This is a genomic window from Brevibacillus sp. AG162, assembly GCF_006715575.1.
GTDB lineage: Bacteria > Bacillota > Bacilli > Brevibacillales > Brevibacillaceae > Brevibacillus > Brevibacillus brevis.
Genome location: NZ_VFNO01000002.1, coordinates 565,459 through 583,809, shown reverse-complemented (window position 1 = coordinate 583,809; position 18,351 = coordinate 565,459). Strand labels below are relative to the sequence as shown.

General features: G+C 49.2%; 14 protein-coding genes. 12 read left to right on the top strand and 2 right to left on the bottom strand.

Annotated elements, in window-relative coordinates; translation table 11 throughout:
- The first annotated feature begins 20 nt into the window (after positions 1-20).
- The 10 genes from FB479_RS07590 (at position 21) to FB479_RS07545 (ending at position 13,042) form a co-directional block, all read left to right on the top strand.
- On the top strand, positions 21-1,436 hold the full coding sequence (locus FB479_RS07590; RefSeq protein ID WP_106654322.1) for an FAD-binding oxidoreductase: 1,416 nt from the start codon (positions 21-23) through the stop codon (positions 1,434-1,436).
- Complete coding sequence (locus FB479_RS07585; RefSeq protein ID WP_142063827.1) at positions 1,429-2,724, top strand: (Fe-S)-binding protein; 1,296 nt, start codon at positions 1,429-1,431, stop codon at positions 2,722-2,724. Before FB479_RS07590 ends, FB479_RS07585 begins: the two co-directional genes overlap by 8 nt.
- Positions 2,725-2,992: 268 nt before the next feature.
- Complete coding sequence (locus FB479_RS07580) at positions 2,993-4,252, top strand: helix-turn-helix domain-containing protein (RefSeq protein ID WP_255438311.1); 1,260 nt, start codon at positions 2,993-2,995, stop codon at positions 4,250-4,252.
- Between the two features lie 61 nt (positions 4,253-4,313).
- Positions 4,314-5,264, top strand: coding sequence for an ABC transporter permease (locus tag FB479_RS07575; protein WP_142063821.1), 951 nt, complete (start codon positions 4,314-4,316; stop codon positions 5,262-5,264).
- A gap of 13 nt (positions 5,265-5,277) precedes the next feature.
- A complete protein-coding gene (locus FB479_RS07570) occupies positions 5,278-6,174 on the top strand; it encodes an ABC transporter permease (RefSeq protein WP_142063818.1) in 897 nt (298 codons plus the stop codon).
- Positions 6,175-6,195: 21 nt separating this feature from the next.
- Positions 6,196-7,203: an ABC transporter ATP-binding protein gene (locus tag FB479_RS07565; RefSeq protein ID WP_142063815.1), complete on the top strand. Its 1,008-nt coding sequence runs from the start codon at positions 6,196-6,198 to the stop codon at positions 7,201-7,203.
- Positions 7,193-8,176, top strand: coding sequence for an ABC transporter ATP-binding protein (locus tag FB479_RS07560; RefSeq protein WP_106654328.1), 984 nt, complete (start codon positions 7,193-7,195; stop codon positions 8,174-8,176). The genes FB479_RS07565 and FB479_RS07560 overlap by 11 nt, the downstream gene beginning before the upstream one ends.
- A 30-nt stretch (positions 8,177-8,206) precedes the next feature.
- Positions 8,207-9,808 carry an N-acyl-D-amino-acid deacylase family protein gene (locus FB479_RS07555; protein ID WP_142063812.1) on the top strand — a complete coding sequence of 534 codons (1,602 nt, stop codon included), beginning with the start codon at positions 8,207-8,209 and terminating at the stop codon, positions 9,806-9,808.
- A gap of 30 nt (positions 9,809-9,838) precedes the next feature.
- A complete protein-coding gene (locus FB479_RS07550) occupies positions 9,839-11,431 on the top strand; it encodes an ABC transporter substrate-binding protein (RefSeq protein ID WP_106654330.1) in 1,593 nt (530 codons plus the stop codon).
- A gap of 15 nt (positions 11,432-11,446) precedes the next feature.
- The gene (locus tag FB479_RS07545) at positions 11,447-13,042 is read left to right on the top strand and encodes an N-acyl-D-amino-acid deacylase family protein (protein ID WP_142063809.1); all 1,596 of its coding nucleotides are present in this window, start codon (positions 11,447-11,449) and stop codon (positions 13,040-13,042) included.
- 61 nt (positions 13,043-13,103) lie between these two features.
- Here the strand turns inward: FB479_RS07545 and FB479_RS07540 are convergent, their stop codons facing one another.
- Together FB479_RS07540 and ytvI are read right to left on the bottom strand one after the other, a co-directional pair.
- Positions 13,104-14,330 carry a pyridoxal-phosphate-dependent aminotransferase family protein gene (locus FB479_RS07540; protein WP_142063806.1) on the bottom strand — a complete coding sequence of 409 codons (1,227 nt, stop codon included), beginning with the start codon at positions 14,328-14,330 and terminating at the stop codon, positions 13,104-13,106.
- 93 nt (positions 14,331-14,423) lie between these two features.
- Positions 14,424-15,455 carry a sporulation integral membrane protein YtvI gene (gene ytvI, locus FB479_RS07535; protein ID WP_142063803.1) on the bottom strand — a complete coding sequence of 344 codons (1,032 nt, stop codon included), beginning with the start codon at positions 15,453-15,455 and terminating at the stop codon, positions 14,424-14,426.
- 263 nt (positions 15,456-15,718) lie between these two features.
- Between ytvI and FB479_RS07530 the strand changes: the two genes are divergently transcribed.
- Positions 15,719-16,993 (top strand): cation:dicarboxylate symporter family transporter, encoded by a 1,275-nt coding sequence (locus FB479_RS07530; RefSeq protein WP_106654334.1) that lies wholly within the window; start codon positions 15,719-15,721, stop codon positions 16,991-16,993.
- 445 nt (positions 16,994-17,438) lie between these two features.
- Positions 17,439-18,347 (top strand): NUDIX hydrolase, encoded by a 909-nt coding sequence (locus tag FB479_RS07520; protein WP_142063800.1) that lies wholly within the window; start codon positions 17,439-17,441, stop codon positions 18,345-18,347.
- Positions 18,348-18,351 lie beyond the last annotated feature (4 nt).

The following is an 18,351-nucleotide window of genomic DNA, read 5'->3' as shown; positions in this document are numbered from 1 at the left end:
GGAAAGGATGGGGAGATTCCATGTTGCCAGGAACCATTCGCGAAGAGCTGCGTGCCATCGTCGGAGAGAAAAACTGTCTCGACAAACAGGAGGCATTAGTCGCCTATTCGTATGACGCGACACCAATGCAGCAAGCGTTGCCGGATGTGGTCGTCATGCCAAAGAGCACAGCCGAAGTCCAACAGGTCATGCGAGTTGCAGCACGGTACCACATCCCGATTGTGACGCGCGGAGCAGGCTCCAATCTATGCGGGGGAACGATACCGGTCGGTGGCGGAATTGTCTTGGTGTTGAGCCGGATGAATCAAATCGTAGAGATTGACGAACAAAATTTGACGATAACGGTGCAGCCGGGGGTCCGAACGGTCGACATCCATCAAGCGGTAGAGGCACTCGGTTTGTTTTACCCACCCGATCCAGGCAGCATGGTCATCTCCACAATTGGAGGGAATATTGCACTCAATTCGGGTGGACTGCGCGGGTTGAAGTACGGAACGACCAAGGATTACGTGCTGGGCCTCGAAGCTGTGTTGCCGAACGGAGAGGTCATTCGTACCGGAGGCAAGCTGATGAAGGATGTGGCGGGCTATGATTTGACCAAGCTCATGGTCGGCAGCGAGGGGACATTGGCCATCATTACCGAGGCTATTCTCAAGCTGATTCCGAAGCCGCCGACACAGCGAGTTATGCTCGCGATGTTCGCAGATATGGCACAGGCAGCGAGGTCTGTTTCCGATATCATTGCCAATCGTATCATTCCTGGAACGCTTGAATTTCTCGATCAGGGCACGATCCGTGTTGTCGAGGATTTCAAACAGATCGGGCTTCCGACAGATGTGGCGGCGATTCTCCTGATCGGTCAGGACGGAGAGCCACAGACGGTCGATCGGGACATGGAGCAGATCGCTGCTATTTGCGAGAAGAATGATGCCGTCCAAATCAAGGTAGCGACGACAGCCGAGGAAGCTGATGAGGTAATGACTGCCAGACGCAGTGCGCTCGCCGCGTTGTCACGGATGCGTCCGACGACCATTCTGGAGGACGCAACAGTTCCACGTGCTGCGATTGCGCCAATGGTCGCCGCGATCCAAGAGATTACAGAGCGTTACGGACTGCAAATATGCACCTTTGGCCATGCAGGAGACGGCAATTTGCATCCGACCTGCATGACAGACGCTCGCAACACGGAAGAGATCGAGCGTGTCGAGCATGCCTTCGAGGAAATTTTCGCGGCAGCAATCGATTTGGGCGGAACGATTACGGGAGAGCATGGCGTAGGGATTGTCAAGGCACCGTATTTGGAGTGGAAAGTAGGGGCCGCAGGTATGGAGATCATGAAAGGCATCAAGCACGCTTTCGATCCAAACAATCTGCTGAACCCTGACAAGATGTTTGCCAAACAGTCTCGGAACAGAGTGGTGGTTCAGCGTGCTTAAAGAAGCCTTGGTAAATAAACTCGATTACGATGAACTTTCCAATTGCATGCGCTGTGGCTTCTGCCAGCCAGCCTGTCCGACCTTTCGGGAAACAGGCTATGAGGCAGCTTCGCCACGAGGTCGCATCGCCTTGATGAAAGCCGTCGCAGACGGTGTCATGGAGCCTGACAAAGATTTCGTCGATCAAATGAATCTGTGTCTAGGCTGCCGGGCATGTGAGCCGGTATGCCCAGCAGGTGTGCCGTACGGTCAACTGATTGAGCAGACGAGAGAAGCAATCGAAGAGGTGCAGGAGCATCCGTGGTGGGTCAAAGCCGTCCGCAAGCTCGCGTTTTTCCACCTGCTCCCTCATCAGAAGCGCATGTACCAGCTCGGCGGACTCTTGCGCTTCTATCAGCGCTCAGGTGTGCAAAAAGCCGTTCGCAAGCTGGGAGTGCTATCTATCCTGCCAAAGCAAATGCGGGAAATGGAAGCGATCATGCCTGAAGCATCTGGAAAAGGTATCGTGGACTTTTTCGGTGGCACGGTTATTCCAGCCGTAGGCGAGCGCAAGTATCGCGCAGGAATGTTTCACGGCTGCATCATGGATGTCCTATTCAATGAGACGAATCGCAACACCGTGCGGCTTCTGAGTGAGGCAGGCTGTGAGGTCATCGTCGCTCTTGACCAGGTGTGCTGCGGTGCTCTCCATGCACATAGCGGTGAGCGTGAACAGGCTCGCAATCTGGCGCGAAAAAATGTGGCTGCTTTTCGCAAGGCTGACGTGGATATCATCGTATCCAATGCAGGTGGTTGCGGGGCGATGCTGCAAGAATACGACCATCTGCTGGCGGAAGATGCCGAGTGGCAGGAGAAGGCAAAATGGTTTGCTTCACGTGTGAAGGATATTAGCGAGGTGCTTGCCCTCCTCGTCGAGCCAAAAGAATGGCAGTCATTGCCGCAACGAATCACCTATCAATCCTCCTGTCACCTGCGCAACGGGATGAAGGTGACAAAAGAGCCAGTGAGCCTCTTGCAAGCCATTCCGGGAGCCACATTCGTACAGCTTCGCGAGGGAGATCGCTGCTGCGGATCAGCAGGCATTTACAATCTGGTGCAGCCTGAGATGGCCGGAAGCCTTTTGGATGAAAAAATGGGTCAGGTAGCGGCTACCCAAGCAGACATGCTAGTGACCTCGAATCCGGGCTGTCTGTTGCAAATGAAAGCAGGCATTCATCGAGCTGGACTGGAAGGAAAGATGGAGGCCGTGCACATCGTCGATTTATTGGCGCGTGTCAGCCAGAAATAATAGGTTCTCTTAACGAGAAGACGTGTAGGGAAGCATTCCGGAAGACGGAGTGGCTCCTTGCACGTTTTTTTAATAAAAAAGGGGATAAAAGGACTATTAACGGAAATTGCATATAAGAATGGCCGAATGTATGATAATAGAAAGAATTTTTGAAAAATTTAATAAAATGTATGTTGGCAGTAAAAAATCTGAGAGAAAGTGGTAGGGAACGATGGAAATAAAAGTTGCAGTTATAGGTCCTTACGATTTGCTTGATGAGGTTTTGCATATGGCAACAACATTTCCGGCCTTAATATTGCTCCCCCTCGGTTACAAAGATGTTCAGGAGGTTAAACAGCTTGTGCTTTCCTGCAAGGAAGAGGTGGATGTCTTTTTATTTGCCGGTCCGATTCCATACCAAATTGCTCGTGAACACGTTGATGGTCCAAAGCCGATGGTTTACCTGCCTTACAATGGAACGAGCCTCTACCGCGTGTTCTTTCAATTGCTGCGAGATAGCGGGACTCTACTGAAAGATAGTCGGTTGCGGTTTAGTATCGATGTTCTGTCTTTACAAGAGATTGAACAAAGGTTGGATGAGCTTTCTATACCTGTGGATCGTATGTACACGATGGAATATCGGCAAGAGCAGAGCGCTGGCGACATTCTTCAGTTTCATTACGACTTATGGACAAGGAACAAGATAGACGCGATTTTCACTTGCGTGGCATCTGTTTATTGGGAGCTTCGAAGATTAGAAATCCCCTGTTATCGTGTGACCCCCACCAAATCTACGATTCAAGACGGTTTGTATCGAGCGCAAATGGAAGGAAAGAACCTCCAGTTAAATGATACGCAGATCGCAATTGGCATCATCAATATTGAAAACATCGTGAAAAAATGGCATTCATCCGAATATGAGCTTCAGCGAAAGAAAATCGCGATCCAGGAAATTTTGATTGATTATGGGGAAGAAATTCAAGCCTTGATGAACTGGCCGGATCGAAATGAAGTCATCTTCGTAACGACTCGAGGAGTTATTGAACGGACGACGAGCATGTTTACGCGGTTCCCTCTGCTAGAGAGAATTGTAAACCGTTTAAACATTTCGGCCAGTATCGGAATTGGGCTGGGCCGAACCGCGAACGAGGCGCAAAGCAAAGCCGGGGAAGCTCTCTCCAAAGCAAAAGCCGGCGGAGGAGGAAGCTGTTTCATCGCTATGCACGATGGCAATGTTGTCGGACCGCTGGGTGAAGAATTTCAGTTAGCGTACTCCCTCCGAAGCAACAATCCAGAGCGTTTGAATGCCGCCCGAAAATCAGGTTTGAGCGTCGGGACGATCAACAAACTGATCTCCTTTTGCCAAAACTACGGCAGCTCACAAATAACCGCAGCTGACCTCGCTAGTCGATTTGGTGTTTCACTACGCAGTGCCAGACGGATTTTAAGCAAATTAGAGCAGAGTCAATTGGCAATCGTCGTCGGTGAAGAGCAGCCGATCTGCAAAGGAAGGCCCCGTCAGGTCTACGATCTGAAACTGCAAATATGAATGCTGAGTTCTACACGTTCATTGGTTTTTACTCGATGACAATGGAGGGGGAAAGACGAAAATGGGAGGTTATTTGCTTAAGCGTGTCGTGTCCTTATTACCTGTCCTTCTGGTTGTAGCGGTTGTTGATTTTATTATCATTCATCTTACCCCTGGTGACCCTGCTTCTGTCATTCTGGGGGCACAAGCTACGGAAGAAGAATTAGCAAAATTACGAGAGCAGCTAGGTTTAAATCTTCCCATCTATATCCGCTTTTTCGAATGGATAGGGGGCTTGCTGCAAGGGGATTTAGGCTGGTCGATTTTTATGGATAAGCCTGTGACAGAAGCGATATGGGAGCATTTAGGGCCTACCCTATCCTTAACGATTATGGCTGAGATCATCGCGATTCTGTTTGCGATCCCCTTGGGTGTGATGGCTGCCAATCGTCGAGGCACTTGGATGGATCAATCGTTTATGACATTTGCTTTGCTGGGAATCTCGCTTCCTAGCTTCTGGATCGGATTGAATCTGATCTTGCTTTTCGCCGTCCAACTGAATTGGCTGCCTGCAGCAGGCTATCAACCGATATCCAATGGACTCCTGAATCATTTCAAATACTTGATCATGCCCGCGATATCACTTGGCATTATGCAAGGGGCTTTAATTGCGCGAATGACGCGATCCTCCATGCTGGAAGTGTTGAACGAAAATTACATTCGAACGGCAGAAGCAAAAGGCTTGAAGCTGTGGATTGTCACCTATAAGCATGCACTTCGCAATGCCTTCATCCCCATTCTCACGGTAATCGGACTGTCGTTTGCGACGCTGATCGGGGGAGCAGTCGTGACTGAAACCGTCTTTAACATACCTGGGATCGGCAAGCTCATTGTCAATTCCGTTTTAAGACGGGATTACGAGGTGATCCAAGGAACCGTGCTCATGATTGCGGCAGCGTATGTTCTCATCAATCTCATTGTTGATTTGCTTTACGCGTATATCGATCCACGTGTGCGATACGACAAGAGCTAAGGGGGATGGATGAATGGAAACATCTTCGGTAACGATTGCCACAAGCCAACCTGTTGCGCCTTCCAGGCATCACGTACGAGTAGCCATGAATCGGTTTTTCGCAAACCGATTGGCTGTCTCAGGGAGTATTCTCGTTTTGTTTATCACCCTCATTTGTGTCCTTGCTCCTTTGCTCACCTCCTATGATCCACTCGAAATGAAAGTGCAGGATCGACTCAAACCGCCAAGTACGAGCCATTGGTTTGGTACGGACGAGTTTGGCCGGGATGTGTTTACCCGTGTTGTGTACGGAAGCAGAATTTCTATGGGAGTTGGATTCTCGGTAGTCGTGATTACTTCCATCGTGGGGTTACTATTTGGGCTGTATTCAGCCTACTACCGAAGATTGGACAACTTTCTCATGCGGATCAATGACGGCTTAATGGCATTTCCCGCTATCCTGCTCGCCATTGCCATATTGGCAGCACTTGGCCCGAAAATGAGCAATGTGATTATCGCTCTGAGTGTTGTGTATATTCCAACGGTAGCCCGAGCGATCAGGTCGGTAGCGATCACTGTGAGAGAGCAGACGTATATCGAAGCGATTCATGCGCTGGGGGGGAAGTCATGGAGGGTCATTTGGCTGCATATCGCCCCTAACTGCCTGTCTCCTCTGATTGTCCAGGCAACGTTCATTTTTGCTTATGCAGTCATTACGGAAGCCTCCTTGAGCTTCTTGGGAGCGGGAACGCCGCCGCCTGAGCCTAGCTGGGGAAACATTTTAAATGACGGAAGAACGATCATGAAGCAAGCATGGTGGATGACTGTTTTTCCTGGTCTGTCCATCATGATAACCGTACTGGGGCTCAACCTGCTCGGAGATGGCCTCCGCGATTTAATGGACCCGCATACGAATCGAGCAAAAAAATAAGCGCTGCAAGGTGGGAAGGGGATGATTCATGTGCCATTGTTGGAAGTGAAAAACTTGAGAACGACCTTTTCCACAGAGCTGGGTCAGGTGACAGCTGTAGACGGGGTTTCCTTTCAGGTGGATTCCGGCGAGACGGTCGGACTGGTTGGGGAATCGGGATGCGGAAAAAGTGTGACTTCCTTGTCGATCCTACGGCTGTTCCGAAAACACAGTGGAACGAGACTTACAGGCGAAATCTTTTTTGAGCAAAAAGAGCTGCTGCAATCATCCATGGAGGAGCTGCAAGAGATTCGCGGCAATCGGATATCGATGATCTTCCAGGACCCGATGAGCTCGCTCAATCCTGTTTATACCGTAGGAAACCAAATTGCCGAATCGCTCATGTTGCATCAAAAATTGTCCAAAAAAGCTGCGCAGGAAAAAACGATTGAAATGCTTACCTTGGTCGGCATCCCATCACCGGATAAGAGGGTGAACGACTATCCTCATCAGCTCTCAGGCGGAATGAGGCAGCGTGTCATGATCGCCATGGGCTTGTGCTGCCAGCCCAAGCTGTTGATTGCGGATGAACCGACGACCGCATTGGACGTTACCATTCAAGCGCAAATTCTTGATTTGATGCTGGGTCTGCAAAAGCAATTACAGATGGGAATCCTGCTAATTACTCACGATCTTGGCGTCGTTGCGGAAGTGTGCGATCGCGTTCTGGTCATGTATTTGGGGCAGATCGTAGAAGAAGCTTCTGTGGAAACCTTGTTTGAGAATCCGAAGCATCCCTATACGATTGGTTTGATGAAATCGATCCCGACCATTGATGGCAAACGTGGAAAGAAGCTCCATGTAATAGAAGGCATCGTTCCGTCGCTCCATCAGATTCCAAAAGGGTGTCGATTTGCACCCAGATGCCCGCTTGCAGATGAAAAGTGCAGGCAGCATCCTCCAGACTTGTTTGAAATAGCGAGATTGCATCAGGTTCGATGCTGGCATCACGAAAGAATCGGGGTGGGGGGCGTTGCGTTTGGGAGCTAAGGAGAAAACAGCGGTACCACTTTTGCAGGTGTCCAATTTAGTGAAGCATTTTCCGATCAAACGAGGCTACTTTCAAGAGAAAGCGTACGTAAAAGCGGTCAGCAATCTTTCCTTGAAAATATACAAAGGGGAAACCTATGGGCTGGTTGGGGAATCCGGATGCGGAAAAAGCACAACGGGTCGCATGATCCTTCGCTTGCTTGCGCCGACGTCTGGGAGTGTGCAATACAAAGGACAGGACATCACTCATTTTTCAGATGAAGAACTAAGAAACGCCAGAAAAGAAATGCAGATCATTTTTCAAGACCCGTATTCAGCGCTGAATCCCCGCAAACAAATAGGCAAAGCCATCGCTGAACCGATGAGTATTTTCCATTTGGGAGAGAAAAGGCAGCACAAGCAGCTTGTCCTTGACCTTCTTCGTAAAGTGGGACTGCAGCCAGAACATTTCGACCGATATCCGCATGAGTTTTCAGGTGGGCAAAGACAGCGGATTGTGTTGGCGCGTGCACTTGCAGTAAATCCTGCATTCATCGTATGTGATGAGCCTGTTTCCGCACTCGATGTCTCCATCCAGTCTCAAATTCTCAATCTATTGCAACAGCTCCAAGAAGATTTTCAACTCACCTATTTATTCATCGCGCATGACCTCAGCGTCGTCCGACATATTTCTGATCGAGTCGGCGTGATGTACCTGGGTCATTTGGTGGAAGAAGCCCCCACCGATGTATTGTTCTCTGAGCCACTGCATCCTTATACCCGAGCGCTATTGTCGGCTGTTCCAGAGCCAAATCCAAAGAAAAGGAAAGAGAGGATCGTCCTCTCAAGTGAAGTTCCCTCCCCCATCGATTTGCCAAAAGGCTGCGTGTTTCATCCGAGATGTCCGCAAGCGATCGCCACCTGTAAGGAAGTCGTTCCGGTTTTGCGGGAAATGGGTACGGGCCATCGTGTCGCATGTCATCTGGTTTCATAAAAATTACAAGGATAGAGAGGAGCAAGAAGAATGCTGGATATCGTTATTCGAAATGGTCAGGTGTACGACGGAACTGGTAATCCGTGGACCCGGTTGGACATCGGCATTAGGGACGGAAGGATTGTGAAGATCGGACAGCTTCACGACTCAGAAGCCGTGCTAGAGATCGAGGCAGAAGGTCTGGCTGTTTGCCCTGGTTTTATTGACACGCATGTACACTCTGACTTGCTGTGCACAAAGCCGCACATTCACAAAATCAAGGTGCTGCAAGGTGTGACAACAGAGCTGCTCGGGCAAGACGGCATTTCTGTTGCGCCTGTCAATGAACAGACGAAACCATTATGGCAAAAACAGCTCCGCGGGTTGAATGGGGACATTGGAGACTGGCCGTGGAATTCCATTGACGAGTACCTCCAATTTTTAAGCCGCTCTACGCTGGCCGGAAATGTCGCTTATTTGGTTCCACATGGTGCTGTTCGAACACTTGTGATGGGGTTCGAGGGACGGAGGGCTACCACCGAAGAGATGCGAAAAATGCGTGAGCTCGTAGAAGAAGGAATGCGGCAAGGAGCAGTCGGCCTGTCGTCAGGGCTGGTGTATCCGCCTAATTTGTTTTCCTGCAAAGAGGAGCTCATCGAGTTATGCAAAGGAGCAGCGAAATACGATGGATGCTTCGTTGTCCATATGCGAAATGAAAGCAATCACATTCTCGAAGCGCTTGACGAGATGATCGATGTTGCACGCCGTTCAAGTGTGCGTCTGCATATTTCTCATTTCAAGGTGATTGGCCGAAACAATCGTGGCAACTTCCAACAGGCATTAGAAAAAATGGATCAGGCCCGTGCTGAGGGGATCGAGATCACCTTTGATCAATATCCGTACACAGCAGGATCAACCGTGTTACATGCCTTGTTGCCACCGTGGATGCACAATGGGGGCACAGAGGAGCTTCTCGCCAAGCTGCAAGACCCAGAGGTTCGCAGGCGGATTAAAGATGACTTCGAGAACAACCATGATTTTGAAAACTGGGTAGAGAGCTGTGGTTGGGGAAAAATCGTGATTGCGTCTGTCGCTTCTGAGAAAAATCGCGTCGCGGAGGGGAAGAATTTACTGGAAATTGCCGAGATGCGCGGAACAACACCTGCCGATGCTGTCTTTGAGCTGTTGCTGGAGGAAAACGCTGGTGTCACGATGGTCATTTCATGGGGCGAAGAGGAGGATATCACGAACGCGCTTAAACATCCGATGCAAATCGTCGGTTCGGACGGGATATTCGGCGGAAAACCGCATCCGAGGCTATACGGAACCTTCCCGAGAATATTGGGGAGGTTTGTCAGGGAAAAAGAAGTTCTCACGATGTCTGAAGCGATTCGCCATATGACAGGAGCGCCTGCGCAACTGCTTCGACTAAAGGATCGAGGATTCATTACCGAAGGGTATTGGGCGGATATCGTCATTTTCGATCCCCAAACGATTGCAGATCAAGCCACCTACGAGCAGCCTCTTCTTGAGCCGATTGGGATCAAATATGTGCTGGTGAATGGGAAAGTGGCGGTGGACAATGCATCCTTCACCGGTTTAACCGCAGGGAAAGTCATTCGAAGTGAAGAGATCAGCTTGAGAATAACCTGAATTTTCAATGAATAAAAAGGGGGTTTTTCCATGATCAAAAAGCCGGTTGGTTACATGTTGACACTGCTCTTCATCGTCACACTTTCATTTTTGGGGTGCTCTTCCTCTCCTTCCTCAAGCGATCCGAATTCTGGCAGCGTACAGGGTGAAGTGAAGCCGAAGGAGAAGAACGAATTGCGTGTAGCGTTGTCAGTATCACCACCATCTCTTGACATGGTGAAAACATCCACGACAGTGGCTCTCCAAGTAGGCTGGCATATTTTTGAGCCGCTTGTCACCCTGGATAGAGACTACAAACCAACTCCGATGCTGGCGAAATCCTATCAAGTGAGTGAAGACGGCAAAGAAATTACACTAACACTCAGGGAAGGAATCACTTTTCATAACGGGAAAGCCATGGGTGTAGAAGATGTGATTGCTTCACTCAACCGTTGGAAGGAGCTGTCACCAAACGGAAAAACAGCACTTGCCAATGCCAAGATTTCGTCAAAGGACAGCGATAAGATTATCATCACCTTGGAAAAGCCCTCCGGCACGTTGTTGACTTCTCTCGCGTTTCCTCAGCAGGGCGCAATGATCATGCCAAAGGAAATCATTGAAGCGGCTACGGAAGAGGGAGTGAAAGAATACATTGGAACAGGACCGTACAAATTTGTGGAGTGGAAACAAGATCAGTACATCCATCTTGAAAAATATGCCGATTATCAAGCATTGTCCGATCCTGCAAACGGATTGGGAGGGAAAAAGGAAGCAAAAGTAGACCGGATTTACTTCCACACGGTCCCGGATGCGGCTACTCGTGTTGCTGGACTTCAGTCAGGGGAGTACGACTTTGCTGATGAGCTCCCCTTCGACAACTATGAACAGTTAAAAACTGATCCGAATCTGGTGACGGTCGTGTCGAAACCGCAAAAATACGTTGGCATGATTTTTAACAAGAAACAGGGTTTGTTCGCGAATGTAACGGCACGACAGGCAGTGAACGCCGCACTTGACCATGAAATGATCATGATGGGGATTACCGGGAACCCGGATTTCTTTCGACTGGATCACAGCCTGATGTTTGTAGAGCAGCCTTGGCATTCAGAAGCAGGAAAAGAAAAATACAATCAAAAGAACCCCGAATTGGCGAAAAAACTGCTGGCTGAAGCTGGATACAAGGGTGAGCCCGTGACGATTATTACAACGAAAGATTACGATTATATCTACAAAAGCTCGATTATGGTGAAGGACCAGTTAGAGAAAATCGGGGTCAAAGTAAACTTTGAGATTTACGACTGGCCTACGATGGTCAGCAAACGATCGGACGAAAACAAATGGAACATATTCTTTACCGGTTTTCCAACCTACACAAACCCGGTTCAAACATTGTACCTGGATTCCCGCAACAAGTGGCCAGGCTGGTACAACAATGCTGAGATGGATGCGTTGCTGGACGAACTTCGCCATACCGTTTCCTTTGATGAGCAAAAGGCCAAATTTGAGAAGATTCAAGCGTTGTTCTGGGAGGATCTCCCAATTGTGAAAATAGGTGACTTGCATGGATTGGCAGCTCATCGCAACTATGTCAAAGGCTATCAATACTTCATGGATGCGCCATTCTGGAATGTTTCTGTCCAATAGCGAGGAGACGTTTATATGATACCGAAAAAATTTGATATCGTCATACGCAACGGGATGGTTTGTGATGGCACAGGAAATCCGTGGACGGGACTTGATATTGGAATCGAAAACGGGCTTATTTCTCATATAGCGAAATCTATTCCCACAGAAGGAAGCAAGGAAATAGATGCGACGGGAATGGTTGTGACCCCTGGTTTTATTGATGCACATGTTCATTCAGATTTGTGGTGTACCCGACCCGACATTCACCAAATCAGGGTGTTGCAGGGGATTACGACAGAACTAGTAGGGCAGGATGGGGTTTCTGTTGCCCCCGTCACGGAAGAGACAAAGCCGCTCTGGATGAAGCAATTGAAACGAATCAACGGTGATATAGGAGAGTGGCCCTGGAATAGCATTGAAGAATACTTGGCATTTCTTGAAAAGGCGAAGCTGAATGGCAATGCAGCATATCTAGTACCACATGGAAATATAAGATCCATCGTGATGGGATTTGATGGCAGGGAGGCTACGCAAAAAGAAGTCCAGGCGATGCAGGAACTGGTAGAGCTAGGAATGCAGCAGGGCGCATTTGGCGTGTCGTCCGGTATCCAATACCCGCCTTGTGTCTATGCGAATAAAGAAGAATTGGTTGGAATCTGCAAGGGTGCTGCTAAATACGATGGCTGCTTTGTCGTTCACATTCGCAACGAAAGCAATTACTCGTTGGAGGCGTTGGACGAGGTGATCGATGCAGCCCGCAGATCGGGAGTTCGCCTACATGTATCCCATTTCAAAATTTGTGGAGGCAGAAATCGGGATAAGCTGGATATTGCTTTGGAAAAGTTGGAGCAGGGACGCGCGGAGGGGATCGAGATTACGTTTGATCAATATCCGTATGCAGCAGCATCGACTTTTTTGCACGCCATTCTTCCACCATGGATGCATGACGGTGGTATCCGCAGGATGTTGGAGAGGCTGCACGACCCCAAATTGCGCGAGCGAGCGAAGGAAGAAATTATGGACAACGGGGAATACGATAATCCCGTTAGAAACAACGGATGGGACAATCTGGTCATCGCATCAGTAGCCTCGGTGAATAATCGAGGGCTGGAAGGAATGAGTTTGCAGGAAATAGCCCAGCGAAAAGGGATCGATCCGGCATATGCCGCATTCGATCTTCTCATCGAGGAGGAAGGCGAGGTAACGATCATTATCCATTGGGGGAACGAATACGATGTCGAACGGGTAATGAAACATTCGCTGCAAATGGTGGGTTCAGATGGTGTGTTCGGCGGGAAACCCCATCCCAGACTCTACGGTTCATTCGCTCGTGTGTTAGGTCATTACGCAAGAGAAAAACAATCGTTTCCGTTATGGGAAGCAGTGCGGAAAATGACAGGCGCGCCCGCTCAGTTGCTGCGGTTGCGAGATCGAGGATTTTTACGGGAAGGATACTGGGCCGATATCGTAGTATTTGACCCGAACGTGATTGTAGACCGGGCAACATATGAAAACCCTTTGCAGCACCCAGTCGGTATTCGCCATGTCCTGGTCAATGGAAAGATCGCAGTGTCAAATGGACGTCTTACAAATGCGGTAAGTGGTTCAGTTATCCGTTATCAGTCTTGAATGCCAAACCGAAAAAACATAGAAAAGGGCCGCACGGTTATATTCCGGCGGCCTTTTCGTATTATACGTGATAAACATCCAGAGCGGCCTGAACAGCACGACCTGCATGCACACGCACTCCATGCCGGATGAGAACCGCTTCCAACGCCCCTAGCGCATGCAAAATATTTTTCTTCCGGCAGCTGTAGCCCATTGTGCCAATCCGCCAGATTTTCCCTTTTAGCGGCCCGAAGGAACTGGCAATTTCTATATGAAAATCTTCGAGCAGCATAGCGCGGACTGACTCTCCGTCCACCCCTTCAGGAATTTTGATACAGGTCACGACGGGAAGCTTGCAAGCCGGATCGCCGTAGAGCTGCAATCCCATCGCCAACACACCAGCGACCAAGGCTTGTTCATGCAAGCGATGTCTGGCGAATCTCGCCTCCAGACCTTCCGTGAGGGCAATGCGAACTCCCTCGCGCAAGGCGTACAGCATCGTTGTCGCCTCCGTATGGTGGTTCAGCCGTGCGGGTCCCCAGTAATCCATGAGCTGGCTCAGGTCAAAATAGTTGCTGCGGATCGTTCGGGTTTGAACAGATTTCGGTGCGGAAGGATCAGCGAGTCCACGCTCAATTTTTTTCCGTTGGAGCAAGAGTGCTTCTACACGAGAATTAAACGTGATAGGAGCCATCCCAGAGGGGACAGACAAGCATTTTTGCGTGCCGCCAATACATGCGTCGATATACCAGTCGTCTACCTCCACTTCTGTCCCGCCGATCGAAGCGACAGCATCGACGACAAATAGGACATCCATCCGGCGGCAAGCTTCTCCGATTTCTTTCAAAGGCTGAACACAGCCGGTGGATGTTTCGCCGTGAACCACTGCTACGATTTTGGGCTGAACGCGCTCGATTTCGGCAATGACGTCCTGCGGCTCAAAGACACTTCCCCAGCGCGTTTCCATCGTAATCACATCTGCGCCGTACCTTTCCGCAATCTCCGTCAGCAGGTGCCCGAATCGTCCATAAATGGGTACAAGCACCCGATCTCCCGGTTCGATTACGCTGCACAAAACAGCCTCAATGCCCGCCCGGGAAGTTCCGTCAATAGGGAATGCCCAATGATTGGATGTCTGAAACAATTTCCGAAGCATTTCCATTGTTTCGTTCATGATGTTCGTGAATTCTGGATCGAATTGCCCCAAAATGGGTGAACCCATCACGCGAAGAACACTAGGCTCGGCCTCGACGGGCCCTGGCGTCATGATCGTCCGTTGTGAGGTGGTCAGTTCTTTGTATGCACACATAAGCTCTCCCCCAACTCTTTCTATATCAACGGCCGCCTTTCCGATTCCATCACCGGAAAAAACGGCCGCAGCACTACCAATCTTTTGTGCCCATCAAAAATCTATTTTGAAATTCAAGAATCCAGCTTTCCGCAGCGCCTCGTAAATGATGACGAGCGCTGGACCGAGTATCAGCCCGAAAAATCCCATCACCTGAAACCCGAGGAACAAGCTGACGAGGGCGGCCAGTGCGCTAATTCCCAGATTGGATGCGAGTACCTTGGGCTCAATAATCCGGCGGACGACCGTAATCACGAGGAAAATGACGATCAGGCCGATTGCCAAATAGGAATTGCCCATCAAGAAGTTGTAAATGGCCCATGGGACGAGGAACGAGCCTGCGCCCAAGATGGGGAGGATATCGACGAAAACGATCATCAGCGAAATCACGGCTGCATACTTGACCTGCAAAATGAGCAATCCCAAAAAGGACAGCGTGAACGTCATCAGGCTCAAGATGATTTGGGCACGTAAAAATCCAACGGTGGCACGGTTCAATTGAGAGATAACCACCTCGACCTTTTCACGAGCAGACACCGTGAACATTCTCATGAAGCCCGCACGCAATTTCGGAAAATCGAGACTGATCAAAAACAAGGCAACCAAGTAAATGATCGTGGAGATCAAAAATCCCGGAACGATGGCTGCCACACCGAGAATACCTTTGGCAACCGTAGAGGCTGAAGTAAGTGCCCAGCTTTTAAGCCCAGCGAAGACACTCTGGATTTCTGAGACGGTTTCGGCAGGCAACGATTCATAGTAAGTTTCCCAGCTTATCAAATAGGACTCGACCAACTCAAAAATATGCTGCGAAAAAGCCGGTAATCGCTGAGCCAAATCAATTCCCTGAATCACGATCTGCGTACCGATCCAGTACAGTACAATCCCAAAAGAAATGAGGAACAGGAAAAAGGAAGAGATTACCGCACTCATCCGATTCATTCGTAGCCTTTTGATCAGAAACAAGACGAGCGGCTCTACCAGAATTGCGGTTAACAATGCTAGCAAGAAGGGGACGGAGTAAGGCAAAAGAAACAACCCGACTGCCAGAACTAGTAGCAGGATGATCATTTTCCGAATCGTCATGACTGCGCTCCATTCTGAATGAAAAATCGCTGAAAATTGATTCCCTTATTTTATCATTTTTCCAGAAGCGAACACAATCAGCCCAATCATATCGCGAATTCGATAGAGATTATCAGAAAAAATAAAGAAATGGAAAGAATACAAAAAAGGGGAAAACACAAAAAGTCATGATATGATGCTCACCTATATACCACTCGAGTTTGATGCGTATTAGCATATCGACTTGAGAGTCACATCTTAATCTTTCATAGCGAGGTGTCAGAATGAAGCGGTTTGGTTTAGCGATGCAGATTGTCGTCGGTCTCATTCTGGGTATCCTGGTGGGTGCTATTTTTTACGGCAACCCGGCAGTGGCGACCTATTTACAGCCTATCGGTGATATTTTTCTCCGATTGATTAAAATGATTGTCGTTCCGATCGTTGTTGCCACGCTTATTGTGGGCGTAGCAGGTGTAGGCGACATGAAAAAGCTGGGCAAGATCGGTGGTAAGACGATTCTGTATTTTGAAATCGTTACCACGATTGCTATTATCGTTGGTCTATTGGCGGCCAATATTTTTCAACCGGGTGCCGGTGTGGATCGCACCGTTCTTACCAAGACGGATATCCACAAGTATGTAGACACGGCAGAAACGACACAAAGCCACGGCATGGTGGAAACATTCGTCAATATCGTGCCAACCAATGTGTTTGATGCGCTCGCTCGTGGCGACATGTTAGCGATTATTTTCTTCTCCGTTTTGTTTGGTCTGGGTGTAGCAGCGGCAGGGGAAAAAGGAAGGCCTGTTCTCAACTTCTTCAATGGAGTTGCGGACGCGATGTTCTGGGTTGTTAACACGATCATGCGTTTTGCTCCGTTTGGTGTTTTCGCACTGATTGGTGTTACCGTTTCCAAATTTGGTTTGTCTTCCCTCATTCCATTGGGGAAACTGGTTATTTTGGTTCACTTTGCCATGCTGTTCTTTATCCTTGTGGTATTGGGAATTATCGCACGTATCAGCGGGGTCAAAATTACAGCAATCCTGCGCGTTCTGAAGGACGAGCTCTTGCTGGCTTACTCCACTTCCAGCTCCGAGACTGTACTGCCTAAAATCATGGAAAAAATGGAGAAGATGGGCTGTCCGAAGGCGATCACGTCCTTTGTTATTCCGACAGGCTACTCCTTTAACCTGGATGGTTCCACGCTGTACCAGGCACTGGCTGCTCTGTTCATTGCGCAAATGTATGGTATTCACATGCCAATCAGCACACAGATCACGCTGATGCTCGTACTGATGGTTACATCCAAAGGGATCGCTGGTGTACCGGGAGTATCGTTCGTAGTCCTGTTGGCTACGCTCGGCTCTGTAGGTCTCCCAGTAGAAGGTCTTGCTTTCATCGCCGGTGTAGACCGTTTGATGGATATGGCTCGTACAGTTGTTAACGTAGTAGGTAATGCGTTGGCAGCAATCGTGATCTCTCGTTGGGAAGGTCAGTTCGACAAAAAGAAAGCAGACGATTATGTTCAGGCAGTTAAAGCCGATCCGCATGCTGCTTAATAAATAGTGTTTAAGAAGCCTCCTGTCAGTGAATGAGCTGGCAGGAGGCTTTTTGCTTTGTTTTAAAAAGTGGCTAAGGTGGTGGGAAGAAGCGCATTTCCAGTCTACGCTTCGGCCTTCGCCCAGCAAGGGGTGACAACTGTCCGCTCCGGAATAAATGGCGGGAGCGCTTCAAACGTAGAAGTTTCGATGAGGTACTCCATGAGTGAAGCTGAAAACCCCCGCCATTTATTCCTGCGCTGGGAAGGGCTCCAGAGGCGCTTGGACTGGAACTGCGCTTCTTCTACGCGGCTATTTTCTACAAATAAAACACCTTACTTTAAAATGTGGATTTTTTGTTGACACCAATAAAAGGAAAGAGTAATATGATACAAACAATCTGATAATAACAATTTGTTAATAACAAAAAGACAACAACAATTCAGCAGATAAAAGAGGCGATTGGATGAAAGAAAAATCACATGTAAATAAACGAGGTCAAACCGAACAGGAGTACTTGGAGGCTTATGATGTCAGCCAATTCGAGCGGCCGTCTGTGACAGTCGATATGCTGGTATTCACCGTGATGGATGAGCTGGAGGAGAATTACCGCAAGCTCTCGCCCAAGTCGTTGAAAATATTGCTCGTGAAGCGTGGTGAGCATCCGTATATCGGCCAATGGGCGTTGCCAGGCGGGTTTGTTACACCTGGGGAGAGTCTGGAGGAGGCAGCCAGACGCGAGCTGCGTACGGAAACAAACGTAGACGACATTTACTTGGAGCAGCTCTACACCTGGGGCGATGCGGGCAGAGATCCACGGACATGGGTTATCAGCACGTCGTACATGGCCTTGGTAGACAGCTCGTCTTTACAGCTGCAGGCCGGGGATGATGCAGAGGAAGCGGAGTGGTACCGCATCGAGGACAGGTGGCTGAAAGAAACGAAGACGGCGACTAATGACGGCTCCATTACTGAAAAATGGCTGGAACTGCGACTTGTGCACGAGAGAGAGGAACTGTCTGCCACTATTAAGATCACCAAAACAGTAACGGGCCGCATCGTTCGTGAGACCCGCGAAATTGTAGAGACGAACAACATTGCATTTGATCACGCCAAAATCATTCAATACGCACTAGAGCGGTTGCGTAACAAAATTGAATACACCGATATCGCCTTTGCCTTAATGCCGGAGCTGTTCACGCTCAGCGATCTGCAACAGGTGTACGAAGTGATTTTGGGACGTGAGCTGTTGGCTGCGGCGTTTCGCAGGAAGGTAGCCGACAAAGTGCTGGAAACGAATCAATATCGAAAACATGCCGGGCACCGACCATCCAAGTATTTCCGATTTAACCCGGAGTGGATGGATCAGACATAGCCCG

Excerpts from the sequence above, each read along its gene's own strand:
- FB479_RS07590 (WP_106654322.1), top strand. The coding sequence starts at position 21 with ATGTTGCCAGGAACCATTCGCGAAGAGCTGCGTGCCATCGTCGGAGAG.
- FB479_RS07580 (WP_255438311.1), top strand. The coding sequence starts at position 2,993 with ATGGCAACAACATTTCCGGCCTTAATATTGCTCCCCCTCGGTTACAAA.
- FB479_RS07575 (WP_142063821.1), top strand. The coding sequence starts at position 4,314 with ATGGGAGGTTATTTGCTTAAGCGTGTCGTGTCCTTATTACCTGTCCTT.
- FB479_RS07570 (WP_142063818.1), top strand. The coding sequence starts at position 5,278 with ATGGAAACATCTTCGGTAACGATTGCCACAAGCCAACCTGTTGCGCCT.
- FB479_RS07565 (WP_142063815.1), top strand. The coding sequence starts at position 6,196 with ATGATTCATGTGCCATTGTTGGAAGTGAAAAACTTGAGAACGACCTTT.
- FB479_RS07555 (WP_142063812.1), top strand. The coding sequence starts at position 8,207 with ATGCTGGATATCGTTATTCGAAATGGTCAGGTGTACGACGGAACTGGT.
- FB479_RS07550 (WP_106654330.1), top strand. The coding sequence starts at position 9,839 with ATGATCAAAAAGCCGGTTGGTTACATGTTGACACTGCTCTTCATCGTC.
- FB479_RS07545 (WP_142063809.1), top strand. The coding sequence starts at position 11,447 with ATGATACCGAAAAAATTTGATATCGTCATACGCAACGGGATGGTTTGT.
- FB479_RS07540 (WP_142063806.1), bottom strand. The coding sequence starts at position 14,330 with ATGTGTGCATACAAAGAACTGACCACCTCACAACGGACGATCATGACG.
- ytvI (WP_142063803.1), bottom strand. The coding sequence starts at position 15,455 with ATGACGATTCGGAAAATGATCATCCTGCTACTAGTTCTGGCAGTCGGG.
- FB479_RS07530 (WP_106654334.1), top strand. The coding sequence starts at position 15,719 with ATGAAGCGGTTTGGTTTAGCGATGCAGATTGTCGTCGGTCTCATTCTG.
- FB479_RS07520 (WP_142063800.1), top strand. The coding sequence starts at position 17,439 with ATGAAAGAAAAATCACATGTAAATAAACGAGGTCAAACCGAACAGGAG.